This is a genomic window from Draconibacterium sediminis (assembly GCF_000949475.1).
Lineage (GTDB): Bacteria > Bacteroidota > Bacteroidia > Bacteroidales > Prolixibacteraceae > Draconibacterium > Draconibacterium sediminis.
In genome coordinates this window covers 2,348,565-2,369,578 of record NZ_JRHC01000001.1, presented here as the reverse complement: position 1 = coordinate 2,369,578, position 21,014 = coordinate 2,348,565, and the positions used below count along the sequence as shown (strand labels likewise).

Annotated in this window: 23 protein-coding genes; 6 read left to right on the top strand and 17 right to left on the bottom strand. The window is 40.7% G+C overall.

The window, feature by feature from the left end; genetic code table 11:
* The first annotated feature begins 90 nt into the window (after positions 1–90).
* A complete protein-coding gene (locus tag LH29_RS09295; RefSeq protein ID WP_045028044.1) occupies positions 91–810 on the top strand; it encodes a GntR family transcriptional regulator in 720 nt (239 codons plus the stop codon).
* A gap of 573 nt (positions 811–1,383) precedes the next feature.
* Here LH29_RS09295 and LH29_RS24760 read toward each other — a convergent pair.
* From LH29_RS24760 to LH29_RS09270, 6 genes are all read right to left on the bottom strand, one after another.
* Positions 1,384–2,025, bottom strand: a complete 642-nt coding sequence (locus LH29_RS24760; protein ID WP_198152385.1) for a class II aldolase/adducin family protein — start codon at positions 2,023–2,025, stop codon at positions 1,384–1,386.
* Entirely contained in the window at positions 1,938–2,678 is a 741-nt protein-coding gene (locus tag LH29_RS24755) for a class II aldolase/adducin family protein (protein ID WP_198152384.1), read from the bottom strand. The genes LH29_RS24760 and LH29_RS24755 overlap by 88 nt, the downstream gene beginning before the upstream one ends.
* 49 nt (positions 2,679–2,727) lie before the next feature.
* A complete protein-coding gene (locus LH29_RS09285) occupies positions 2,728–4,089 on the bottom strand; it encodes an FGGY-family carbohydrate kinase (RefSeq protein WP_045028042.1) in 1,362 nt (453 codons plus the stop codon).
* A gap of 69 nt (positions 4,090–4,158) precedes the next feature.
* Positions 4,159–5,418, bottom strand: a complete 1,260-nt coding sequence (locus tag LH29_RS09280; RefSeq protein WP_045028039.1) for an L-rhamnose isomerase — start codon at positions 5,416–5,418, stop codon at positions 4,159–4,161.
* 18 nt (positions 5,419–5,436) lie between these two features.
* A complete protein-coding gene (gene rhaM / locus LH29_RS09275) occupies positions 5,437–5,751 on the bottom strand; it encodes an L-rhamnose mutarotase (protein WP_045028037.1) in 315 nt (104 codons plus the stop codon).
* Positions 5,751–6,878: an L-rhamnose/proton symporter RhaT gene (locus LH29_RS09270; RefSeq protein WP_045028035.1), complete on the bottom strand. Its 1,128-nt coding sequence runs from the start codon at positions 6,876–6,878 to the stop codon at positions 5,751–5,753. The genes rhaM and LH29_RS09270 overlap by 1 nt, the downstream gene beginning before the upstream one ends.
* A gap of 133 nt (positions 6,879–7,011) precedes the next feature.
* On the opposite strand from LH29_RS09270, the gene LH29_RS09265 reads away from it, so the two are divergent.
* Complete coding sequence (locus LH29_RS09265) at positions 7,012–7,884, top strand: AraC family transcriptional regulator (protein WP_045028034.1); 873 nt, start codon at positions 7,012–7,014, stop codon at positions 7,882–7,884.
* A gap of 151 nt (positions 7,885–8,035) precedes the next feature.
* Positions 8,036–8,785 (top strand): NUDIX hydrolase, encoded by a 750-nt coding sequence (locus tag LH29_RS09260; protein ID WP_232302828.1) that lies wholly within the window; start codon positions 8,036–8,038, stop codon positions 8,783–8,785.
* A 9-nt stretch (positions 8,786–8,794) separates the two neighbouring features.
* Here the strand turns inward: LH29_RS09260 and LH29_RS09255 are convergent, their stop codons facing one another.
* The 6 genes from LH29_RS09255 to LH29_RS09230 all read right to left on the bottom strand — a co-directional run bounded on the left by LH29_RS09255 (position 8,795) and on the right by LH29_RS09230 (position 13,597).
* Complete coding sequence (locus LH29_RS09255) at positions 8,795–9,505, bottom strand: hypothetical protein (RefSeq protein WP_045028032.1); 711 nt, start codon at positions 9,503–9,505, stop codon at positions 8,795–8,797.
* A gap of 10 nt (positions 9,506–9,515) precedes the next feature.
* Positions 9,516–10,214 (bottom strand): fluoroquinolone export ABC transporter permease subunit, encoded by a 699-nt coding sequence (locus LH29_RS09250; protein WP_045028030.1) that lies wholly within the window; start codon positions 10,212–10,214, stop codon positions 9,516–9,518.
* The gene (locus LH29_RS09245; RefSeq protein ID WP_045029083.1) at positions 10,207–11,061 is read right to left on the bottom strand and encodes an ABC transporter ATP-binding protein; all 855 of its coding nucleotides are present in this window, start codon (positions 11,059–11,061) and stop codon (positions 10,207–10,209) included. Before LH29_RS09245 ends, LH29_RS09250 begins: the two co-directional genes overlap by 8 nt.
* 4 nt (positions 11,062–11,065) lie before the next feature.
* Positions 11,066–11,725, bottom strand: coding sequence for a TetR/AcrR family transcriptional regulator (locus tag LH29_RS23745; protein WP_052670708.1), 660 nt, complete (start codon positions 11,723–11,725; stop codon positions 11,066–11,068).
* An 80-nt stretch (positions 11,726–11,805) separates the two neighbouring features.
* Complete coding sequence (locus LH29_RS09235) at positions 11,806–12,519, bottom strand: LytR/AlgR family response regulator transcription factor (RefSeq protein ID WP_045028027.1); 714 nt, start codon at positions 12,517–12,519, stop codon at positions 11,806–11,808.
* Complete coding sequence (locus LH29_RS09230) at positions 12,512–13,597, bottom strand: sensor histidine kinase (RefSeq protein WP_045028024.1); 1,086 nt, start codon at positions 13,595–13,597, stop codon at positions 12,512–12,514. Before LH29_RS09230 ends, LH29_RS09235 begins: the two co-directional genes overlap by 8 nt.
* A gap of 211 nt (positions 13,598–13,808) precedes the next feature.
* On the opposite strand from LH29_RS09230, the gene LH29_RS09225 reads away from it, so the two are divergent.
* Complete coding sequence (locus LH29_RS09225; RefSeq protein WP_045028021.1) at positions 13,809–14,186, top strand: MotA/TolQ/ExbB proton channel family protein; 378 nt, start codon at positions 13,809–13,811, stop codon at positions 14,184–14,186.
* A 118-nt stretch (positions 14,187–14,304) separates the two neighbouring features.
* The gene (locus LH29_RS09220; RefSeq protein ID WP_045028017.1) at positions 14,305–15,057 is read left to right on the top strand and encodes a DUF5995 family protein; all 753 of its coding nucleotides are present in this window, start codon (positions 14,305–14,307) and stop codon (positions 15,055–15,057) included.
* Between the two features lie 54 nt (positions 15,058–15,111).
* Here LH29_RS09220 and ftcD read toward each other — a convergent pair whose 3' ends face one another.
* Both ftcD and hutI read right to left on the bottom strand, forming a co-directional pair.
* On the bottom strand, positions 15,112–16,809 hold the full coding sequence (ftcD, locus tag LH29_RS09215; RefSeq protein ID WP_045028015.1) for a glutamate formimidoyltransferase: 1,698 nt from the start codon (positions 16,807–16,809) through the stop codon (positions 15,112–15,114).
* A 325-nt stretch (positions 16,810–17,134) separates the two neighbouring features.
* Positions 17,135–18,388 carry an imidazolonepropionase gene (hutI, locus tag LH29_RS09210; RefSeq protein WP_045028012.1) on the bottom strand — a complete coding sequence of 418 codons (1,254 nt, stop codon included), beginning with the start codon at positions 18,386–18,388 and terminating at the stop codon, positions 17,135–17,137.
* A 186-nt stretch (positions 18,389–18,574) separates the two neighbouring features.
* Here hutI and LH29_RS09205 point away from each other — a divergent pair, with 186 nt between their 5' ends.
* The gene (locus LH29_RS09205) at positions 18,575–19,330 is read left to right on the top strand and encodes a nuclear transport factor 2 family protein (RefSeq protein ID WP_082063508.1); all 756 of its coding nucleotides are present in this window, start codon (positions 18,575–18,577) and stop codon (positions 19,328–19,330) included.
* A gap of 80 nt (positions 19,331–19,410) precedes the next feature.
* On the opposite strand, the gene LH29_RS09200 is transcribed toward LH29_RS09205, so the two are convergent.
* The 3 genes from LH29_RS09200 to LH29_RS09190 are packed head-to-tail and all read right to left on the bottom strand — an operon-like array spanning position 19,411 to position 20,824.
* A complete protein-coding gene (locus LH29_RS09200; protein ID WP_045028007.1) occupies positions 19,411–19,911 on the bottom strand; it encodes a nuclear transport factor 2 family protein in 501 nt (166 codons plus the stop codon).
* A 19-nt stretch (positions 19,912–19,930) separates the two neighbouring features.
* Positions 19,931–20,437 carry a nuclear transport factor 2 family protein gene (locus LH29_RS09195; protein ID WP_045028005.1) on the bottom strand — a complete coding sequence of 169 codons (507 nt, stop codon included), beginning with the start codon at positions 20,435–20,437 and terminating at the stop codon, positions 19,931–19,933.
* Between the two features lie 51 nt (positions 20,438–20,488).
* Positions 20,489–20,824: a DUF6616 family protein gene (locus LH29_RS09190; protein ID WP_045028002.1), complete on the bottom strand. Its 336-nt coding sequence runs from the start codon at positions 20,822–20,824 to the stop codon at positions 20,489–20,491.
* Between the last annotated feature and the right edge of the window lie 190 nt (positions 20,825–21,014).

The following is a 21,014-nucleotide window of genomic DNA, read 5'->3' as shown; positions in this document are numbered from 1 at the left end:
CAAGTAACTTGTAAATACATTTATTTAATTTTGTGTTTACATCCAAAGATAAAATCGTTTATATTTGTCACTCCGGAAAAAGAAATCATTATGCGTCTGAGCAAAAATTTACCGCAATACAAAGTTGTTTACGAAATCATTCGCAAACACATATCAGATGGGGTGTACCAAAAAGGAGACATCCTCCCGTCAGAAAACGAACTTTGTGCGGTACATCAGACCACCCGACCGACGATACGAAAGGCACTCGATCGCCTGGTTCACGAAGGCTACATAAAAAAGAAACAGGGAAAAGGAAGTATTGTAATGGGCGTTCCACAGGGTGTTGGAATCCTGTCGTTATCAGGAACCACCAGCGCTGTAGGACAGGAAAACCTGATTACTGAGATCATTGTAAAACCGGAGATCCGGCAATGGGATACTTCTAATCTGGCATACCCGCTACTGAATAACGAAGAAGAATTTGGCTGTATTTATTTCGAGCGACTGCGCATTATGAATAAACAGCCTGTTTTTTATGATATTACCATGATGCCCAACATCAACCTGCGCCGTTTTATCAGCCGAAACCTGGAGAACAAATCACTGTTCAACATTCTACGTACGATGTACGACATAGAAATTACCGGAGGAGAGCAGCGATTGATGGCCATTCTTGCCGACAAGAAAATTCAGGAATACCTGAATGTAAAAGAGGGCCATCCTATACTTCACATTAACCGCAAACTGGAAACCAGTCGTGAGGGCTTTTTCCTCTACAGCCAGGTTTATTGCAATAGCGAGAAGTACGCTATTTTTGGAACGTTCTAAGTAAAATATAAAAATAAAATTCCCTCTTGTCTTTCCAGACAGGAAATACTTTTTCCATTAGCTGAAAAAGTATTCAAAAAAGCCACCGCTGACGATAAAAAGCTAAAAATAAATTCCTTTCACTAAAATCAAGAAACTCCTCCTTTTAGCCCTTCATTCTTCAGGGCTAACGAGCGTCGAACAGACTTGATTTTTTACGCTCTCTCCATTTATTTTCTTAACGCTTTTTCTCGAAGGCGGACTTGATGGCAAATTTTGTGCGGGCTCGTCAAAAATCCGTCAATCGGGCTAATTAGTCACATTGAAAAAACGCAAAGGTTATTTTTTGACAAGATTTTTGCTTTCTTTTCATCGACTGGAAAAGAAAGAGCCTGTCTGGCTTGAAGACAAAAGCCACATAGAAATATTAAATTTCAAAGTTTTACAAACGTTACTTGAAAAGCTAAGCTTCATAAACTTTCCAGTTTTTCAAGGCACACAAATAGGCTCTCCAAGCAATTCTTTTTCTGCGCAAGGAAAAACTCCTATTACTAAAAAAAAGGGCCACAATCGCAGCCCTTTTCAGTTTATGTTTTACGAAAGAAATTTCTTTCTTAAATCCTCTATCTGTTCTTGATTGATCGGAACCAATTTCCCAAGTGATGCGCCCATTGTTAGTGACTTGGCACTAAACTCTGCAACTTCAAGCTTATCGAAAGTTCCCAGCGATTTATCGCCGGTTACCAATACTGAATCGTTGTTAATGATGACCGCCGGTGTATTTTCACCCAAAGTATTCAAAATGGTTTCTTCGCCGGCAAAATGCGAACCGAACGGCACATTAGGAATATCCTGCAGAAAGATCCAACTCTCAGGAATCGTACGAACATCGATTTTCTCACCGGTTACGCTATAAGCCATAAGGTAGGGCGTTTGCGTAAGAATGATGGAATTGATGTGCGGAAAACGTTTGTAAATCTCCTGATGCAGCCAGGTTGAACGACTCGGAATTTTTCCGGGCTCGCGTTTACCGTCTTTAATCTGCACAATATCTTTTAACTGAATATCCCAGCGTGCTACATTTGTTGGCGTAATCAGAAAATCATCGCCCTTCCAGCGCACCGAAACTGTTCCGTATGAACTGATCATCATTCCCTGATCGCAGGCACGTAAAACAATACGCTGTATTTGCTCACGAATGGCTCGTTCATCAGAAGGATGTTCCACTTTCTCCATCTCCGGCAACAACCTTGGAATTTGATTTTCAAATGCATCGATCTGGTCATCCGACAGATAATTGGGTTTACCAATTGTGCTTCCGTAATCAAGGTACGGGCACAAAATTCCATCGTCTCAAAACGCTGATAGGCATCACTTAAATCGGCACCACCCACAACTGTTCCGTGGTTTTCCATAATTACTGCGTTCACACCTTTTGCGAACTCATCAGCAATTACGTCGCCCAGCTCGTTACTTCCGGGCAGAGCGTATGGTGCATAACCAATTGGACCGCAAACATGTTTCGCCTGCGGAATTACATTGGTATCCGGGATTTGACGAACGATACTAAACGAAACCAATGCAGGCGGGTGCGCGTGAATTACTGCTTTAATCTCCGGGCGACATTTATAAATGGCAATGTGAAACGGATATTCCGATGATGGCTTATGACGCCCCTCTATCGTTCCATCCTTTTTTACACAAACAATATCTGTTGCACGCAGCGTTCCTTTGTCAATGGCCGAGGGCGTTACCCACACATCTCCATCATCGTCAATTATCGAGATATTACCGCCGGAGGTAGTCGTCATCCCTCCTTTGTAAATCTTATCAATAATCATGATGATCTGGTCGCGTGGATGCATCCATTTCGTATTCAATTTTCTCATTTAGTATATTTTAAACTGTTAGCTGTCAGTATTGAAAAATGCTTCGTTCTTACTCCTGAATTCCAAGATCGAGCTTTGCAACATCGGCATCCGACAAGGTATCGGAAATAACCATTGCTGCTCCCAGAGCACTGGAATTATCAACTTCTGAGATAAGAACTTTTTTAGCAGGGAAGCTCTTTTTCAGCAACCCGATAAAAATCGGATTACGCGCAAAACCGCCTGAAACATAAAGAATTTCCGTATCATCATTTTCCGGAATAACCAGATCAATACTTGTTATACAAAGTGCTGTCAGGTCGATCATCAACTTCGTGTAAGCTTCTTCGTAATCTGCAAAAACACTCAGGTCAACTGTCTTCAGTCCTTCCTCAAAACTTTCCTTGCCATTGGGAAAATATACAGAAGCCTCGCCGTATTTGTTTGAAAGCGTTTCAACCAATTTCGGATCGTTTTTCACTTTTTTAAATGTGTCTTGCGCAACATTAAAATGCTTGGCCATTTTTTCGGCCCAAACTTCGTGGAAATGCCCCATAAACAAACGTGAAGATTTCACCTGTTCTTTGGTTGGCGTAAGAAAACACAAACAGTCCTGCTCCAGCTCACTTGCAGTTAAGGGCTCTTCGTTGTATGGATTCATGTTGATGCACCATGTTCCTGTTGAAACAAGGATAAATTTAGCCGGACTGGCTTTTAAGTAAGGCACCAGCGAGGCTGAACTATCGTGAATTCCCTTTCCCACTTTCACCTCTTTTCCAGCTATAACAGCCGGAAAAACCACATCGTTGTTAACAGGCCCGGGCAAAATAATTTCGTTATCCGAAATCCACTGATGGTATTTCATTTGATCGAAATCCCACATAAAGGTATGACAACCAATTGATGTGGGTTCCGAAACGATTTCGTTTGACAAAGTGTACGATAAATATTGCGGGAAATGCAATATTGATTTTGTCTTTTCGTAAACTGCGGGTTTCTGACTTTTTAGCCACAAAATCTGAATACCGGAATTCAGCAGTAGCCCCAACGCAGGACTCGCAGTTTTTCGGCAAAACTCATTTTTCCCATCGTACTGCTCAAAAAGACCCGCTGCAATCGTTTCAGGAATTTCCTTTAAATAGTTGTAAACCGGAGTCAGGCGTTGCCCTTTCTCATCCAAAAACATTAGCGAAGCTCCATAAGTAGAGAAATTCACACCTTTCAAATCGTATTCGTTACCGGCGACAATTTCTTCCAGGCTTTTACTGATCCACGATGTGATCAGATCGATGTCGTCGCACTCAAATCCATCATCGTCGCTTATCATCGGGAACTTCTCTTCGTGTTGTTTTACAACTTTGAAGTTACTATTGAACAATAATATTTTTTTGTTGGTTTTTCCTATGTCGAAAACTGCTATTACTTCGGTCATTTTTCCAGATAAAAAAATCCTTTTCCACCTTATTATCAGGCAAAAAAGGATTCAAATTATAAACTCAGTCTATCTTTTTAACAGCACATCTTTTTCGTACTGCTGAATTTCACCAATATAATCCATACCTGTAGGAACACCTTCCTGCAAACAGTAGTAATCCCAAACAGCGCCGAATGGCATTGTTTTCAGTTCTTCCAACATCGCCAATCGTTCGAAATTCTTACCGGCTTCTTCAGCAGCTACCAAATCTTTTGTTGGCTCCAATGCAGCAATAAGGAAAGCTTTCATAGCGGCGCGGGTTCCGGTTACATAGGCTCCGATACGGTTAATCGATGCATCGAAGAAATCCAAACCAATATTTACGCGGTCGAGAAAATCGTTGCGTATAATTTCAGATGCAATCAGCTGAACATCTTCGTTTAATGTAACAACATGGTCAGAATCCCAGCGAACCGGACGAGTTACATGTAACAGCACCTCATCAACAAACTGAAGCACAGAAGATATTTTATCGCCCACCTGCTCGGTTGGGTGGAAGTGTCCGTTATCCAAACAAATTAATTTATTGTTTTTGATGGCATAACCCAGGTAAAAATCGTGTGATCCAACTGTCATCGATTCTACACCAATACCAAACAATTTACTTTCTACAGCATCTTTCATCTGCTCTTTCGGGTACTCGGTTTCCATAGCTTCGTCAAGCGACTTTTTCAGCAAAGCGCGGTATCCGTTTCTGTCAACCGGAACGTCTTTCGAACCATCCGGAATCCAGGTATTGTGCACACAAGGCGTACCCAATTGTTTGCCAATTTCAGCTGAGATAGCACGACAACGTTTCACGTGCTCCACCCAGAATTTACGGTTTTCTTCGTTTTTGCTCGACAAGGTAAATCCATCTGCCGCACGTTCGTGAGAGAAGCAAGTGGCATTAAAATCCATACCAATTCCCTGCGCTTTACACCAATCTATCCAGCTTTGAAAATGTTTTACCTCAATTTCGTTGCGGTCAACTTTTTCGCCCTGAAAATCGCCATAAATGGCATGAAGATTTAAACGTTGTTTACCCGGAAGAAGCGATAAGACTTTTTCAAGGTCGGCGCGCATTTGCTCAATGGTTGTGGCTTTTCCCGGATAATTACCGGTTGCCTGAATTCCACCTGAAAGTTCGCCATCAGCCGTTTCAAAGCCACCAACATCATCGGTTTGCCAGCAATGCAACGAAATATTTACATCTTTCATTTTTGCAATGGCAGCATCAGTATCTACGCCAATTGCGGCATATTGTTCTTTGGCTATTTCATAAGCCTTTTTTATTAGTTCACTCATATAATTTTCTTAATCGTTTTATTCCATAAAAAATACTTCCTCAAGCGGAATCGACACAGGCGAATTATCCGGATTTGATTTCATGATGTCTTTCATATAAGCCCACCACTTTTGTACAATTTCTGTTTGCCCCAAATCCTGCGAACCACCATCACCGCTAACTTTCTGAAATGCAAATAAAGTGTTGGTTTCTTCGTCCAGAAAAATGGAATATTCTTTAACGCCGGCATCTTTCAGCAATTGTTTCAACTCCGGCCAAATTTCAGCGTGTCGTTTTTTATATTCTTCCTTTTGCCCCTCGTTGAGGTACATTTTAAAAGCCATTCGTTTCATTATCCCAGGGCATTTAATTCAGGATATAACCATTTGGCTATTCCTATTACGATAACCGATAAAAGAATGGTTCCGATTCCGATAAGAATCATATTGAAAGCCTTCCGTGAAACACTTCGCCACTCTTTCCGGTAAAATCCCCACAGGTTAGCAGTAAGAATGATGGTTGCCATATGGAGCGTCCAGGAACTGGCGCCGTTGCCGATTTTGGTTTCCCCCATTCCGTAAAAAAAGAACTGAAGAAACCAGGTGGTTCCTGCCAAGGCACAGAAAAGATAGTTACGCAGTAATGGCGTTTTTTTGTTGACAAAATCGCTGCCTGTTTTATTTTTCAAGATCAGCGCAAGCGACCACAAAAAGTTGGTTGTTAACCCTCCCCACAAAATCACAAAAAATATGATGTTGTTTTCGAAGAGGTATTTAAATCCGCTGCCATTTTCTGTTACAAAAGAATAGCTCTGTTCCACCGCCATCGTCCGGGCCACTTCAGCCATTTCTTTTCCGGTATCGATACCGAAACTAAAAAACGCACTTAAAACACCCGAAATAATAGCTATTATAAGTCCTTTTGTAAGTTTGAATTCTTCATTAACACCTTCCTTATTACCCGCCAGATCGCGGTCTTTGATAATTCCGGCTCGTCCGCTCAAAATAATCCCAACTACCAGAATAACAATACCCAGTAACACAATTCGTCCACCAGTAGAACTAAAAAGATCAGAAAAAGAAAGTCCATCGGGAAGTAAATCGGCAACACCCGGAATATTACGTAAAATCGGTAATCCGAGCGATCCTACCACTGAAGTGATACCTAACAAAACAGAATTACCCAGCGACATGCCCAGGTAACGAATTGCCAAACCATAAGTTAGTCCGCCAACGCCCCATAGCAAACCCATTATATAAGTATTGCGGATAACGCTTCCTTCGGCTGATTGTAATATTCCCTGCCAGTCGGGGATCGTTAAAACAACAGCCAGGTAAGGCATAATTAGCCATGAGAATATTCCTCCTGTTATCCAGTAGATTTCCCAACGCCATTTATTCACCCAGTTATAAGGCATGTACCAACTTCCGGATGCCATACCCCCAAGCGAATGAAAAATAATTCCGAGTAAAGCCTGCATTTTGATTAATTTTTAATTGGTTTGAAAAAAGTTCTAAGTTCTAAGCTTTTAAGACAAGTCAAAAATATTATGCTTTTTTTAGCTCATCAATACAGAAACTGGCAAATAATTTATATTTTTTGGCACAATTTCAATGAACGAGTATTTTAAATATCTAACAACAAGTGAAGAAGATATAGACTGGGGTTTATATTTAAAGGTGGCCGGATATGCCCGGATAAAAGCCGATACCCAATACCCAACAAAAGATCATCCGTCGGAATATTATTTTGAATGGAAAAACGGACGGGTTCTTCATGAATTTCAGCTGAATTATATAACTGAAGGTACAGGAATATTTGAGAATTCAACGGGAAAATTCCAGGTAAAACCGGGGAGTTTAATTATAATTTTTCCCAATGAATGGCACCGCTATCGCCCGATAAAAAAAACAGGATGGTTGGAAAACTATGTTGGTTTTAACGGACACATTGCCAAACAGCTTCTGAAACACCCAACGTTTTCGTCGCAGCAACCGGTTATCCAGTGTGGCATTCGTGAAGAAATTATCGACTCGTATTTAAAAATATTTGATCTGGTTGAGAAAGAGCAACCCGGCTACCAGCAAATTGCTTCAGGAATGGTTGTAAAACTGCTGGGGTACATTATTTCATTCGAAAAACGAAAAGGATTCTCCGGAAAACAAATCTCCAAAGTAATTGAAGAGGTGCGTTTTTTAATGCGGCAAAATGCGGCTCAGGAATTCGATTTGGAAGAGCTCGCACGTCGACACAATGTTGGCTATTCGTATTTCCGGAAAATGTTCAAAAAATACACCGGTGTTTCGCCCGGCCAATATCATTTACAATTACGTATAATTCGTGCCAAAGAACTGCTGATTTCTACCGATAAAAGCATTAAAGAGATCAGCCTTGAGCTTGGCTTTCAAACCATTCATTATTTCAGTTTAATCTTTAAAAAGAAAGTTGGCATGAACCCTTCGGAATTTCGCAAACGCCTGAATTAATGATTTAAAAAACGTTTCAAAATTTAATGTTGGTATTTCTTTAAAAACCCGTAAATATCATTGCTCATCCTTGTAAACAAAACTAAGTTGGCGCAGAAAATTGAGATTCAAAAAAATTCGGTTATTTTGTGGTTTTTAAAATATTCAGACATTGGCAAATCTTCATCTTAACGTTTCAGAGGTACTCGACCATATTTCTTTAGATTGTGTAATATTTGGTTTTCACGACAATGAATTAAAGGTTTTAATGTTGCGCTTAAAGCACACAAATGCGTATGCTTTGCCGGGTGGTTTTTTAAAACATGAAGAAACGCTGGAACAAGCCGCCGAACGAACCCTGAAAGAACGAACCGGATTGGACAACATATTCCTGAAACAGTTTAAGGTTTTTAGCGACCCTAACAGGGATAAACTCAAAAAAGACAATCCTGAGTTTTTAAAAAACGAACCACCTGAAGTAGTGGCATTTTTTAATAAACGATTTATTTCAGTTGGTTTTTATGCATTGGTTGAGTTCTCGAAAGTAGATCCCCAACCCGACGCACTTTCGGAAGCCTGCGAATGGATTAGTCCGTTTGCCGATGTTGAAATGTTCATCGACCACAAAGATATTATCGATAAAGCATTGACAACTTTGCGTATTCAACTGAATCAGCAACCTATTGGGCTAAAATTGCTCCCCCGGAAATTTACCATGCCGCAATTACAAAAACTGTACGAAACGATTTTGGGCCGCGAACTAGACCGCAGAAATTTTCAGCGAAAAATTTTATCGTATAAAATCCTGAATAAACTTAACGAACGGAAAACAGGCGGAGCCCATAAAGCACCGTTTCTTTACGAATTCAACCGCGAGAGCTACAAACAAGCGCTGGAAGATGGTTTGAGTGGCATTTGGTAGACATTATATCTACACAAAATGTTTCTGAACAAAAGTGCGGCTAACAAACCACAACAAAGAAAGAAAGAATACAAAACCAATGGCTGCAAATAAACCTATCGAGAGGTTTTGTGTAGCTTTATCGATTGCCTGAAATACCCAGTGCGTTGGAAAAACCCCAAACAGATGCACAAATTTTTCGGGAACAAAAAACGCTGCAACCGGAATCAACACCAGCATATTAAACGCTTTTATATACACCATTCCCTGCATGCGGTTTTGTACCATTGAATTGATGGCCAATGCATAAACCGGCACCACTAGCGCAGCCAAGAACGATATAAGCATTATGGCCCCCACCGAAAGATCGCAAATGTTTTGAACGAACAATAAAACCAGGTTCAAAACAACTGTAAACAAATACGGTATCAAAAAACGGGAAAGTACATATTCCATCTTGTTTAGCGGAACAACTCCATAAACTTTTGCCACATCCGACTCTTTCTCATCAATAAGCACCATACTACTGATAAAGCTAAACATCTGAGTGTTTTCAATAACGCCAACCACTAAAAACAATGAAAGGTAGGGAGCCAAAATCGCATATTTTTCAATCAACGGAGGCACTGCCCAAATAATAAGCGCAAACAGAATTACGGGCAACACCAGAAATGATCTCAGCGACGGATCGCGAAAGATCAACTTAAAATCAGTAAAAGCCAGTTTAAAAATCTTTTTCATTTCCGGTGTTTTATTGGTGAACTATTTTTCTTAAAAATCGGCGATATGCAAGCCAGTAAAAAAGCGGAATAAACAACACAATTGATGCTATTGCAAAACCAAAATTAATTGCTGTTCCGCTTACCGAATAATCAATGAGATCGAGACTTCCCTGAATGGGGAAAATATATTTCACTACTCCCATTTCAAAAACACCTAGATGTTGGAGAAGAGGCAGGTTTACAAATGCCAGGAAAACAGGGATGGAAGTCATGGCAAATTTTAAAAACTCGTTGGAGAAAGTCAGCATGTACAAGCCCAACAGCGAGGATAGGATACAAATTGAAAGTGAACCGATGGCATACCAGGCAATATTAAAGTCAAATCCCTTTACTGAAAATGCCAGCCCCAATGAACACACCATTCCAATTAACGAGACAGAAATAACTTTCGACAAAAACAGATGATGAAGGTTAAACGGGGTTACAAATATGGCTTGCAAAATCTGGTGTTTCATCTCGATATAAATGGCTAGTGCAATAAAAAAGTAACCAATTACCGAAGGATCATTCAGAACAAGTGCAACCAGCAGTTTATCTAAACTGCCAATATCGCGCAGGAAATACAGCACGAGTCCATACATTAGTGTAACCACAAAACTGATTGTTATTATGCTGTTCTTTTGCAGTAAAACAAACTGCCATTGTAATTGCGAGCCAAATCTATTCATCACCAAGCGATTTTCCGGTTACACGAATAAAAACCTCTTCCAAAGTTGCCTCCAGCGTATGAATGCGTTTCACCTCATCCTGTTTTAAAAATTCCAGAAATTGTGGATTTACACCAAGATCTTTCAGAGGAAACTCTTCCGACTGCCCGTTTTTCAAATCAACTTTAACAGCCTCTTTTCCGTACCTGCTTTTCAGGTTACGGGGCGTGTCGGTCAGCACCAGTTTCCCATCTACAATAAACGATACACGGTCGCAAATACCATCGGCAGTTTCCATGCTGTGCGTGGTTACAAAAATGGTTTTTCCATGGTTTTTCAAATCAAGGATGTGCTGTTTTATTTTGTGCGCATTTACCGGATCGAGGCCGGAGGTTGGTTCATCGAAAAACAAAATATCGGGATCGTGCTGAATAGCGCGGATAAAATTCAGGCGCATTTTCATTCCTTTCGAATAGGTTTCAACCGGCTTATCCATGGCATCTGCAAGGTCTACCATTTCAAACAGCTCTGTACTGTTATGTTTTTTCCCGTTTGGGTAAAATGCAGCAAACAATTCCAGGTTTTCCTTTCCTGTTAATTTCAGGTAATGATTGGGTAACTCAAAGCCAACACCGATGCGCTCGAAGTACGAATTATTCCACTCTGAAAGGTTTTTCCCATCGATGTTTACCTGCCCCTTGTAACCTTCCAGAATTTTATACAACACCTTTTGTGCGGTACTTTTCCCTGCGCCGGAAGGGCCGAGAAATCCAAATATCTCCCCTTTTGCAATCGAGAAATCAAGGCCCTTTAATGTTGGGCCATCGTTTCCGGGGTATTGAAACACCAAATTTTCAACCTGTATCATTTGTTTAGTTTTTATCAAAAGCCGGTTTGGCCAGTTTTATATAGTCAGCAACTAACTGCATTAAATCGTTCTTTTTACCGAAATACACTGGCTGTTTTTTTTCAATACTTTCCTTTGGATTTATAACACCGCTTACTTCCAGTTGCTCCTGAATACTGATGCCCAGTTTATACAAAAAGAATCCCTGTGTTTTTACCGGAATATCGGAACGAAACAGCCCTTTTTGCACTTCATATTCCACCATCTTTTCAAAGCCTCTCACCACCTGCGACAACAGCTCATTGTACAAATGTTTTATCGACGGCGAATTGAGGTTTTGTGTCAGGTTATGCAAAAAATGACTGTGCAGCGGATTTTCATCATCAAAGCAAAATCCGTGTTCGTACAAAGCAGAAAAGAAAGCCCAGAAATCGGGGTAATTTTCGCGCGTCACCGATTCGGTGTATTTTGTTTTAACGGCCACCGATTCGTTTACCAGGTACATAAACAAATCAAGTTTATCGTTAAAATACTGGTAAACGCTGCCCTTGGCAATTCCCAACTGTTTTACCACCATCGAAATGGAAGCTTCGTCGTAGGTCTTTACGGCAAACTCCCTTAAAAAAGCGTCTGTGATCTGCTTTTTCTTTTCTTTTTTCAGTTTTATGAATGTTTCTTTTGGCATAATTATGACTACCTGGTCACAAATATAGGAATAAATATGACTACATGGTCACATTTGTCAAATAAAAAGAAAAATTGAATTTAAGATTGAAGTTTTTTCATTACCGCATCTTTATAACTGCGGCTAACAGGGATTTGCTTTTTACCAATTTCAATGATTTCGGCAGTAAACGAATCAATCGCATTCACAGCCACAATAAACGAGCGGTGCACACGTAGAAAATCCTGCTGTGGCAATTTGGCTTCAATACTCGAAATGGTTTCGCGGGTTACAATGGTTTTATCAACCAAATGGATCTTTATATAATCGGCCAGACTTTCGATGTATAGGATCTCCGGGAAACTTATTTTTATCATTTTGCGGTCGGAGCGCACAAAGATCGACTCGCTTTTTTCGGGCTGAATTCGCGCAGGTTCTTCAAAATCCACCTGCTGATTTTCACTCAGGTATTTATTAATACTTTGCATCAGGCGGCCAAACGAAATGGGTTTCAGCAAATAATCCACTGCCTGCAAATCGAAACCATCAACAGCATACTCGCGATAAGCCGTGGTGAAAATTACTTTCACCGCATTGTTAATCGACCTGGCAAACGACAGGCCCGAAATTTCCGGCATATTTATATCCAGAAAAACCAGATCAACCGCTTGGCTGCTAATCACATTAAAAGCCTCGACAGCATTTTTACACAACGCAACAATTTTTACGGTTTCGATCTTCCGGAGATGGCTCTCCAGAATTTCGCGCGCCATGGGCTCGTCATCAACTATTATGCAGCGTATCTTTTTAGTCATTTTTCCGGTTCGATTGTTCAGTTTTTGCCAGGTCGCAAATAACAAGTTTCGCGCTGTACCAGCTTTCTTTTATCTCGTGCACCAGCTCATAATTGTTCGGATAATTCAAATCCAGTCGTTTTCGAATATTCAAAAGTCCCAGCCCACCATTTTTGTGCTCGTTACCCTCATCAATAAACGAATTTCCAATTTCAAATTCCAGGCAGTCATTGTCTACCCGCACTTCAATTTTAATGCTCAAAAATCCATCTACTAAGTTACCATGTTTAAAGGCATTTTCAACAAAAGGAATCAACAACATTGGCGCCACCTGAATTTCCTCGTCCACTTCTGTCGATTTAAAATCCACCTTCAGCGTATCCTGAAAACGTACTTTTTCCAGCTCGATGTACTCCTGAATATGCAGCACCTCTTCTTTCAAACTTACAAGTGGCTTATTTACCTGATACAATATATAATCAAGCAAATTCGAGAGTTTCAGAATAATATCGGGCGTTTGTTTCGACTGTTTTAAGGCAAAACCATATATCGTATTTAAAGTATTAAACAGAAAGTGCGGATGAATCTGGCGTTTTAAATAATGCAACTCCTGCTCCTTTAACTGAAGCTGCGTTTCAAGTATTTTGTTCTGTAACTCCTTGTTTGCCGTGGCGGTTTTAAAACTCTGATTCAGAATACTTACAAAACTAATTACGCCAACAACTATAATAACCAGCAGCAAAACAAAGAAGAAGTTTTTGCTCATTGGCGGCATCTCATCCAGATTAAATTTAAGTACCAAAATCAGGCAAGTGTAAATAAGCAACGAGATGACATAGGAAATATAAACGAAAGTGTAAAAACTGTACAGCGCAAACTTCCAGTAATGTTTAGCCAGCAAATACCGCGGAATAAGGCGGTAATTAACAAAGTAGGTAACGGCAATGGTAAGCGGCAATAATCCGCTCGAAAACCACAGCGCATAATCAACTTTATCCGAATTGTAGCTAAAAAAATAGAAAAAGAAAAACCATACCGCCACCCAGAACAGCGAATGGAAAAGAATCGTTTTAAAATTTATTTTCTTCCAAAAGTTCATTAATACAATACTACTTATTTTTAGTGAACCGGCATTTTTTTAGCGACGAATTGCGGGTTTTCTTCGCATTGTTGCATTTATAACATTTCAATTTCGGTTTATAAGCTTAATTTTGGAAAAACACGTACAGAATCTTCCATCTGTCGCAATAAAATAAATGCGATCATTTTCTGACATACATTTGATTAGTATTTATTTAAAAACTAAAATTATGAATGCACTGATTGAAAAACTAAACGATGGCGGCCCTGCTTTTACTTACATTATTGTACTTACATTTTTGATATTAATTGGGCTGTTTGTGCGTGGAATTTTAATGAAGGGGGAAAAATACAAGACCATTGAACTAATGAAGCAAATAAGTTGGTTTGCGGTAGCCTGGGGATTTTTGGGGCGTACTTTCGGACTGATTATGATATTCGATAAAGTTCAGGCAATGGGCGATGTCGCGCCAAGTGTTTTTGCCGACGGATTAAAAATAGCCCTGGTTGCTCCTTTGTGCGGAATTCTGGTGTTTGCCTTAACACGATTGGGAATTGTTGTACTTGTAAGTCTGCAGAAGAACTACCAGCCACAGGAAAACAATTAAATAATATTGTCATTTCTTTGCTCCATGCGCTTTGCGGTTTGATCCGCATAGCGCATAATTTCAACACTTGCCTCGTTTTGTTGTTGCTTAATAATAACATCAACAAAATAAGCACTAAATGAAACCAATCGAAAGCATCGACGACGTTATCCTTATCCTGGATTCCATAATTGAAGAATCGTTGAAAACAGCTAGTACGCAGGGGTATTTTGCTGTGCTCTACCAAAAAGTAACGGTTAAGGTAAAAGAGGAAATTCAGAATAATTATTTTGATGATGGCCCGCGAATGGAAAAGCTGGATGTTGTTTTTGCGAAGCGCTACATCGATGCCTATTTTGCATGGAAGAACAATGAGCCGGTAACTCAATCGTGGGCGATTGCCTTTACGGAAACCCGAAACAGTAATCTGCTGGTGGTTCAACACCTTTTATTAGGAATGAACGCCCATATTAATCTCGATCTTGGTATTGCGGCGGCAGAAATTTCAAAAAGCAATAACATCGCTGAGTTGGAAGATGATTTTAACCGGATAAACGACATTCTTGCTTCGATGGTAGACGAAGTGCAAAACGGACTTTCTTCCATCTGGCCATTTCTTCGAAAACTCCTTTCGTGGTTGGGGCAGGCCGATAATTTACTGTTGGATTTTAGTATGAAAATCGCGCGTAACGGAGCCTGGAAATTTGCCAAAGAAATAGCTGCAGTTGAAAAAGTCGACTGGCCGAAAACAATTACAGTCAGAGATAAAAAAGTAGCTAATAAAACCCGGCTAATAACGGATCCCGGGAAAGTCATCCGCTTTTTGTTCCGTGTAATACGCTGGACCGAACGAGGCACGGTTGCCGATAAAATTGAAAAATTAAGGCGATGAAATTTGCTTTCACCGCCTTAGTTTTTTGTTTATGCGCTAAGCGCGTAAAATTTATTAACCTTCAATCTTTTTATTTACGATTTCCAGAATTGCCGCCTCTTTTTCTTTAGCTGCCTTCAGCAAATTCTCTGCTTTTGTCAAAGCCTTCTCCAGGTATTCAGCATCGGCAAAACCAGCTGCATTGATTTTTACATTCAGGTAAGCACCGTGAACTGCCGTTCTCGCACACAAAGCCCCTACCCCGGCATCTGAAACCGAATTCGGATTACCAACTTCGGCCATGGCCTGCATCACCTCCAGCGAATCGTGCGCCAGCTGCATCACTTTTAACGGCACTTCAATGGCATTTTTTGTAGCATCGTGAATGGCTAGTTTGCGTTCGGCTTTTTCCTGTTCGCTGGATTTTGGCAATCCAAAAGCAGCCATAATTTTATTGAAAGCATCGGTATCTTCATCCACACAGTTCAGCAATGCGGTGTGGTAGTATTTGCCTTTTTCAGCCCAGTCTGAGAATTCTTCCCAACGCTCATCCCAGCCACGTTTATGTGCCGATAAGTTGGCCACCATAGCACCCAGGGCTCCACCTAAAGCACCAACATAAGCGGAAATAGAACCACCACCAGGAGCCGGCGATTCAGAAGCTGTTTCATCTTTAAACTGAGTTAGAGTCATATCAATCAGCTTTTTCGCCGATTTATCTTCGATCACATATTCAATGATCTTCTTTTTAGGATCGAATGGCCCAAGTTCATCCAGCCCCAATGATTTGATCGCAATCTTTATGATCTCCTCATCCGAAATACCTGTTGAACGTTCTTGTTTGCGCAAAAAATATTTCCCCGCATCTAACATCGCCTGAAGCGGGATTAATCCCACCAACTCTGAACCGGTTACACGAATTCCTCGTTCGGTAGCTCTTTTACTGGTTTCATCAAAAGCTATGTGAACGGGCGTAACTGTAATATCCGTTAGATTTATGGAGATTTGAGCCACTCCATACTCTTCGATGTACCAACCAATGGCGCGGGTCTTTTTCAGACTGCCAGGAATACGAACCGGCTCACCGTTTTCATCAGTAACAATTTTTCCGGTAATTGGATCTCCTTCGCGTTTTACACGTCCGGCCTCACGAATATCAAAAGCAATAGCATTGGCGCGGCGGGTTGATGTTGTATTTAAATTTATATTGTATGCTACCAAAAAGTTACGTGCTCCAATTGCCGTGGCTCCACTTCCGGCTACCCGATCGTTCCATTTATTCGGACCAAAATCAGGTTTCCAACGCTCGGTGGTAATGCGCTCTTTTAAAGCCTCGTACTCTCCTGAGCGACAATTGGCCAAACTGCGGCGTTCTTCTTTAAACGCAGCAAACTCGTAGCTAAACACAGGAATTCCAAGTTCTTCGCCAACTCGTTGTCCGAGTTTTCGGGCGTATTCAATGGCTTCTTCCATGCTTACATTGGCAACGGGCACTAAGGGACAAACATCGGTGGCTCCAAAACGCGGATGCTCACCATGGTGCTGACTCATATCGATCAACTCGGCAGCGCGTTTTATACCGCGAAAAGCAGCTTCAATCACATCATCCGGCGTACCAACAAAAGTTACCACTGTGCGGTTGGTGGCTTTTCCCGGATCAACATCCAGCAAACTTATATCGGCAACACTTTCAATAGCATTGGTAATTTCCTTGATTATACTCATATCGCGCCCCTCAGAAAAGTTTGGAACGCATTCGATTATCTTTTTCATAGTTTAATTTTAGTCGGGAGTCCGAAGCCGGAAGCCCGAAGTTTGTATTCCCTTGACAATACGAAAATAGAAATACACGTAGACTTAGCGCATGATTTTTTGCAGTGATTGTTCATGATTTATCATCAGGTAGTATTTTTCAAAATCAATCTAATTTGAGCACTAGAAATGAAATATCTTGAGGATTGATAAGATTGAAGAGATTGATAAAGATCGATTTGAGCACCATCAATCTAACTCAATCTTCCATCAATCTGTATGTACTTTCTGTAAGAATATCCTTCCAGACAAATCACTGGTGTAAATCCAATATTGAAAGCTAAACCTAGAAGTTCTGCACCTCACCGTTAATGATCACCGTTTCTACCAGGTTTGAACCATAAGCATACGGCAGATACTCAATTCCCGGAACTTCGCTGGTAATAAACAGGTTCGCAATCTTTCCGCGGGCAATACTTCCGTAGCTTTCACTAATTCCCATGGCGTAGGCCGTATTTAACGTAGTGGCATTAATCACTTCTTCAGGTAACATTTTAAAGTTGATGCAGCCCATTGCCGAAATCAAACTCATGTTTCCGCTGGGCGATGATCCCGGGTTAAAATCGGATGCCAGTGCCACCGGCAAACCGGCTTCTATCATTTCGCGCACCGGCGACAATTTCATATTCAAAAAGAATGCTGCTCCCGGTAATACTGTCGGCATGGTTTCCGAATCCTTTAGCGCTGCAATTTCTTCCTCTCCCACATATTCCAGGTGATCGACCGAAAGGGCATTGTATTTTACCCCGGCCTGAATACCACCTGTCAACCCCAGTTCGTTGGCATGGATTTTTGGCCGTAAACCGTATTTCAAACCGGCCATAAGAATTCGTTCAGTATCTTCCACCGAGAAAAAACCCCGGTCGCAAAATACATCAATAAAGTCGGCCAGTTCTTCGGCAGCTACCTGCGGAATCATTTCATTGATGATGATATCGACATATTCTGCCGGATTGTTTTTATACTCCAAGGGAATGGCATGTGCCCCCAGAAAATTGGCGCGCACACAAATGGGCGAAGTGCGTTTAATCCGTTGAATAACACGCAACATTTTCAATTCATCTTCGGTGTTCAGGCCATAACCACTTTTTATTTCCACTGCACCGGTTCCCATTTTTACAATCTCCAAAACGCGCTCCATGGCACTTTCGTACAGCTCATCTTCCGAAGTTTCGTGCAACAGTTTGGCCGAATTCAATATTCCTCCTCCCCGGCGCGCAATCTCTTCGTACGACAAGCCCTTTATGCGGTCCACAAATTCTTTTTCGCGAGGTGCCGCATAAACCAGATGCGTGTGTGAATCGCAGAAACTGGGGTAAACCAGCCGGTTCGAGCAGTCGATCTCTATCAGCAGGTCATCATCAAAATATCTATCTTTTAGCTGATCCATTGTCCCGAAGTCCTCAATCAATTCATCGCGGATAATCAGAAAGGCATTTTTTAGGATATTCACTTTTGCCATTTCTTTTCCGGCTCTGAACAAAACGGGTTGATCTTCAACCTGAACCAGCTCTTTTATATTTTCAAGTAATAGTTTCATTCCTGTGCTGTTATTCTATTTGTTTTAAAAAGGTACAAAAATGCATGCATAAATCAACCTTTTACATCCTGATTTTGGAATGATGGATATCAGCTAATCAAATTCGGGCCCGGAAAAACAAAAAATTGCGGGGTTAACCTTTATCGTGTTCTCACGTATTAGTGGGAAACTTTAATCACAACTATTATGAAAAACTTATTTCTTCTTTTTGGGCTTTTAGCTCTGCTAATGGCTTGTCAAACTGTTGATCCCGAGCAGGAAAAAGCTGCCGTTGAAACTACTTTAAACGACTTTTTTAACGCCATGGAAGAATTCAACTACGATGCCATGCGCGCATTATGCACAACAGATTTTAGTGTGTACGAAACCGGTTTCGATCATGCTGATCTCGATGGCCTGATTGCGTCGGTAAAATCGATGGAAGGAGCCAACCTAAACATTACACTTGATATCGATAAAACGGAAGTGGTTGGCGATATGGCGCTGGTTCTCCTTCAGTTTAATGCTGCAATTGAGAGTGGCGGCGCAACCATGAATATCGAGGCAAATGAAAATTATGTATTAAAAAAAGAAAATGGAAAATGGCTGATGCATTACTGCCACAGCACACACTTACCCAATAAAAACGATAAAAATATGGCCAGCCTGCATTTGCTAAAAGTACCTGAAGACAAGTCGATTGACACACTGCTGGATGCCCTGAATAATTTGAATCAGGCCATTGCCGAAATGGGTTTCTGGGATTGTGGTTATACGGTAATGAAGGTGGTTCCGGACAGTAACGACGAGTTCAACTACTTTATAAAAGGCAACTGGATAAATCAGGAAATCTACGATGCCATACACGATAGTGAAGCCTGGAAAACAATTACCGACAATTTTCCAGAAGAAGCTTCCAGCCTAATGGACGACCAGATTTATTTGCAAGTTGCAGATTTGTAAAAGAATTTAATCCTATAAATAAAGCAGCCATAATTCAACTTATTATGGCTGCTTTATTTGTTCCTGTTAAGTGCTCTACGCTACTCCGGCATTTTGGTTGATTCATGTCCCTGGATCAGCGACCATTTTCCTTCCTCCTTTATCATTGTTGCCGTAAAAGCATTTATACCTTCAAAAACAGTATCGTTCTGAAATTCAAGTTTAAACTTAAATTTACCGGAAAGCAATGCAATCTTTTTAGCTAACGGACGAACATCGCGCGAAAGCCATTTCACATCCATACTTCGCGAAGAAGCATAATAATTTTTTAGCGTGGAGTGAATAGAATCGCGATTGGCAAAAAAATCACCGAACTCAGCAAATCTTAAATCGTCCGAAGTCGACCAAAACTCTATTGCCCGGTCAGGATCCATAGCATTATTGTCATCAATCCATTTTGAAGAGACAGCCATTACTTCAGCGATAATGGTTTCCTTTTCCTGATCATTTAAAGTTCCGTCATCAGTTTTAACCTGTGGGGAATTACATGCTGTAACAAACAGAATAAACGACAGGATAGATATGATTCTTAAGTTTTTCATAGAATATAAATTTTACCTGTTATAAATCTGTGGTAATAAACTCCGATTCCTGCAGCGATTCATGAAAATGAATCACCTCCCACTTATTACTCTTCTTTTGCAGCACCAGTGTACTTCCGCATTCAGGAAAGCTTATCGAAGAGCCCGGGAAATAAAATTTTCCTTTATAGGGCATGGTAACAATTGCAACATCGCGGGTAACTATCCGAATATCGGGAGATGAAAAGCTAAAATCTACTTTTTCAAGATTATCGAATATCCCATGAACCTCTTTGGTAAAAGCATCCACATTCATCGTCTCACCGCGAATTCCGATGTACTTAAAATCTTTATCCAGCAAAAAGTTTGCTTCGAAGGCCTGGTTTACATCCATGTTTTTCATACCATCCATCATGGTATTAATGGTGGTTTGCACCTCTTGGGCTAAAACTTCTTTTTCTGTTTCAGAAAGTGGCTTTTCAGCATTGTTTGTACATGCAGCAAGCACGAACAAACCTACGGTTAAAAGGATTGAAATGGTTTTCATTTGATTAGTAATTTTGATTTGAGTTAAAGTTATGGTGATTTTTGAGAATACTTACATTGAAATGAGTTTGCCAATAATTTCATCGGGAGTAGTCAATTCTCCCGACACGTTTTCCTGGTGAAAATAGTTGTACCAGCCGGCTTCCATCACAAGGGCTTCAAATTCTTTCTTCATATCCAATGTTGGAAATTTCCAGACGGCATAAAAATCGAAGTTAGCCCGATGGGTTGTGGCCTCATCGTTTACGCCCCAGCCAACAATTTCTACTCCCTTGTTGAGCAAGGCCTGCACATGCGGCCCGATTTGTTCAAGGTAACTGCCACGCTCGTCATGCGACAGTTGTGTCCAGGCATCTCTTGCACTCCACAATTCGATAAAACATTCCATAATTGTTTGATTTTAGTTACTACCTACAAACAGACCGCCCCGGCCTGCCTGAATTTCAGACTTTATAAGTTACGAAATAAACACCTGAAAAACAATGCATTATTAAACAGCAGACCCAATAAACCCACTACCGACTTTTTTCACCAAACCGCTGATAAAAACCATTTAATTTCTGTTTATTGCTACATAA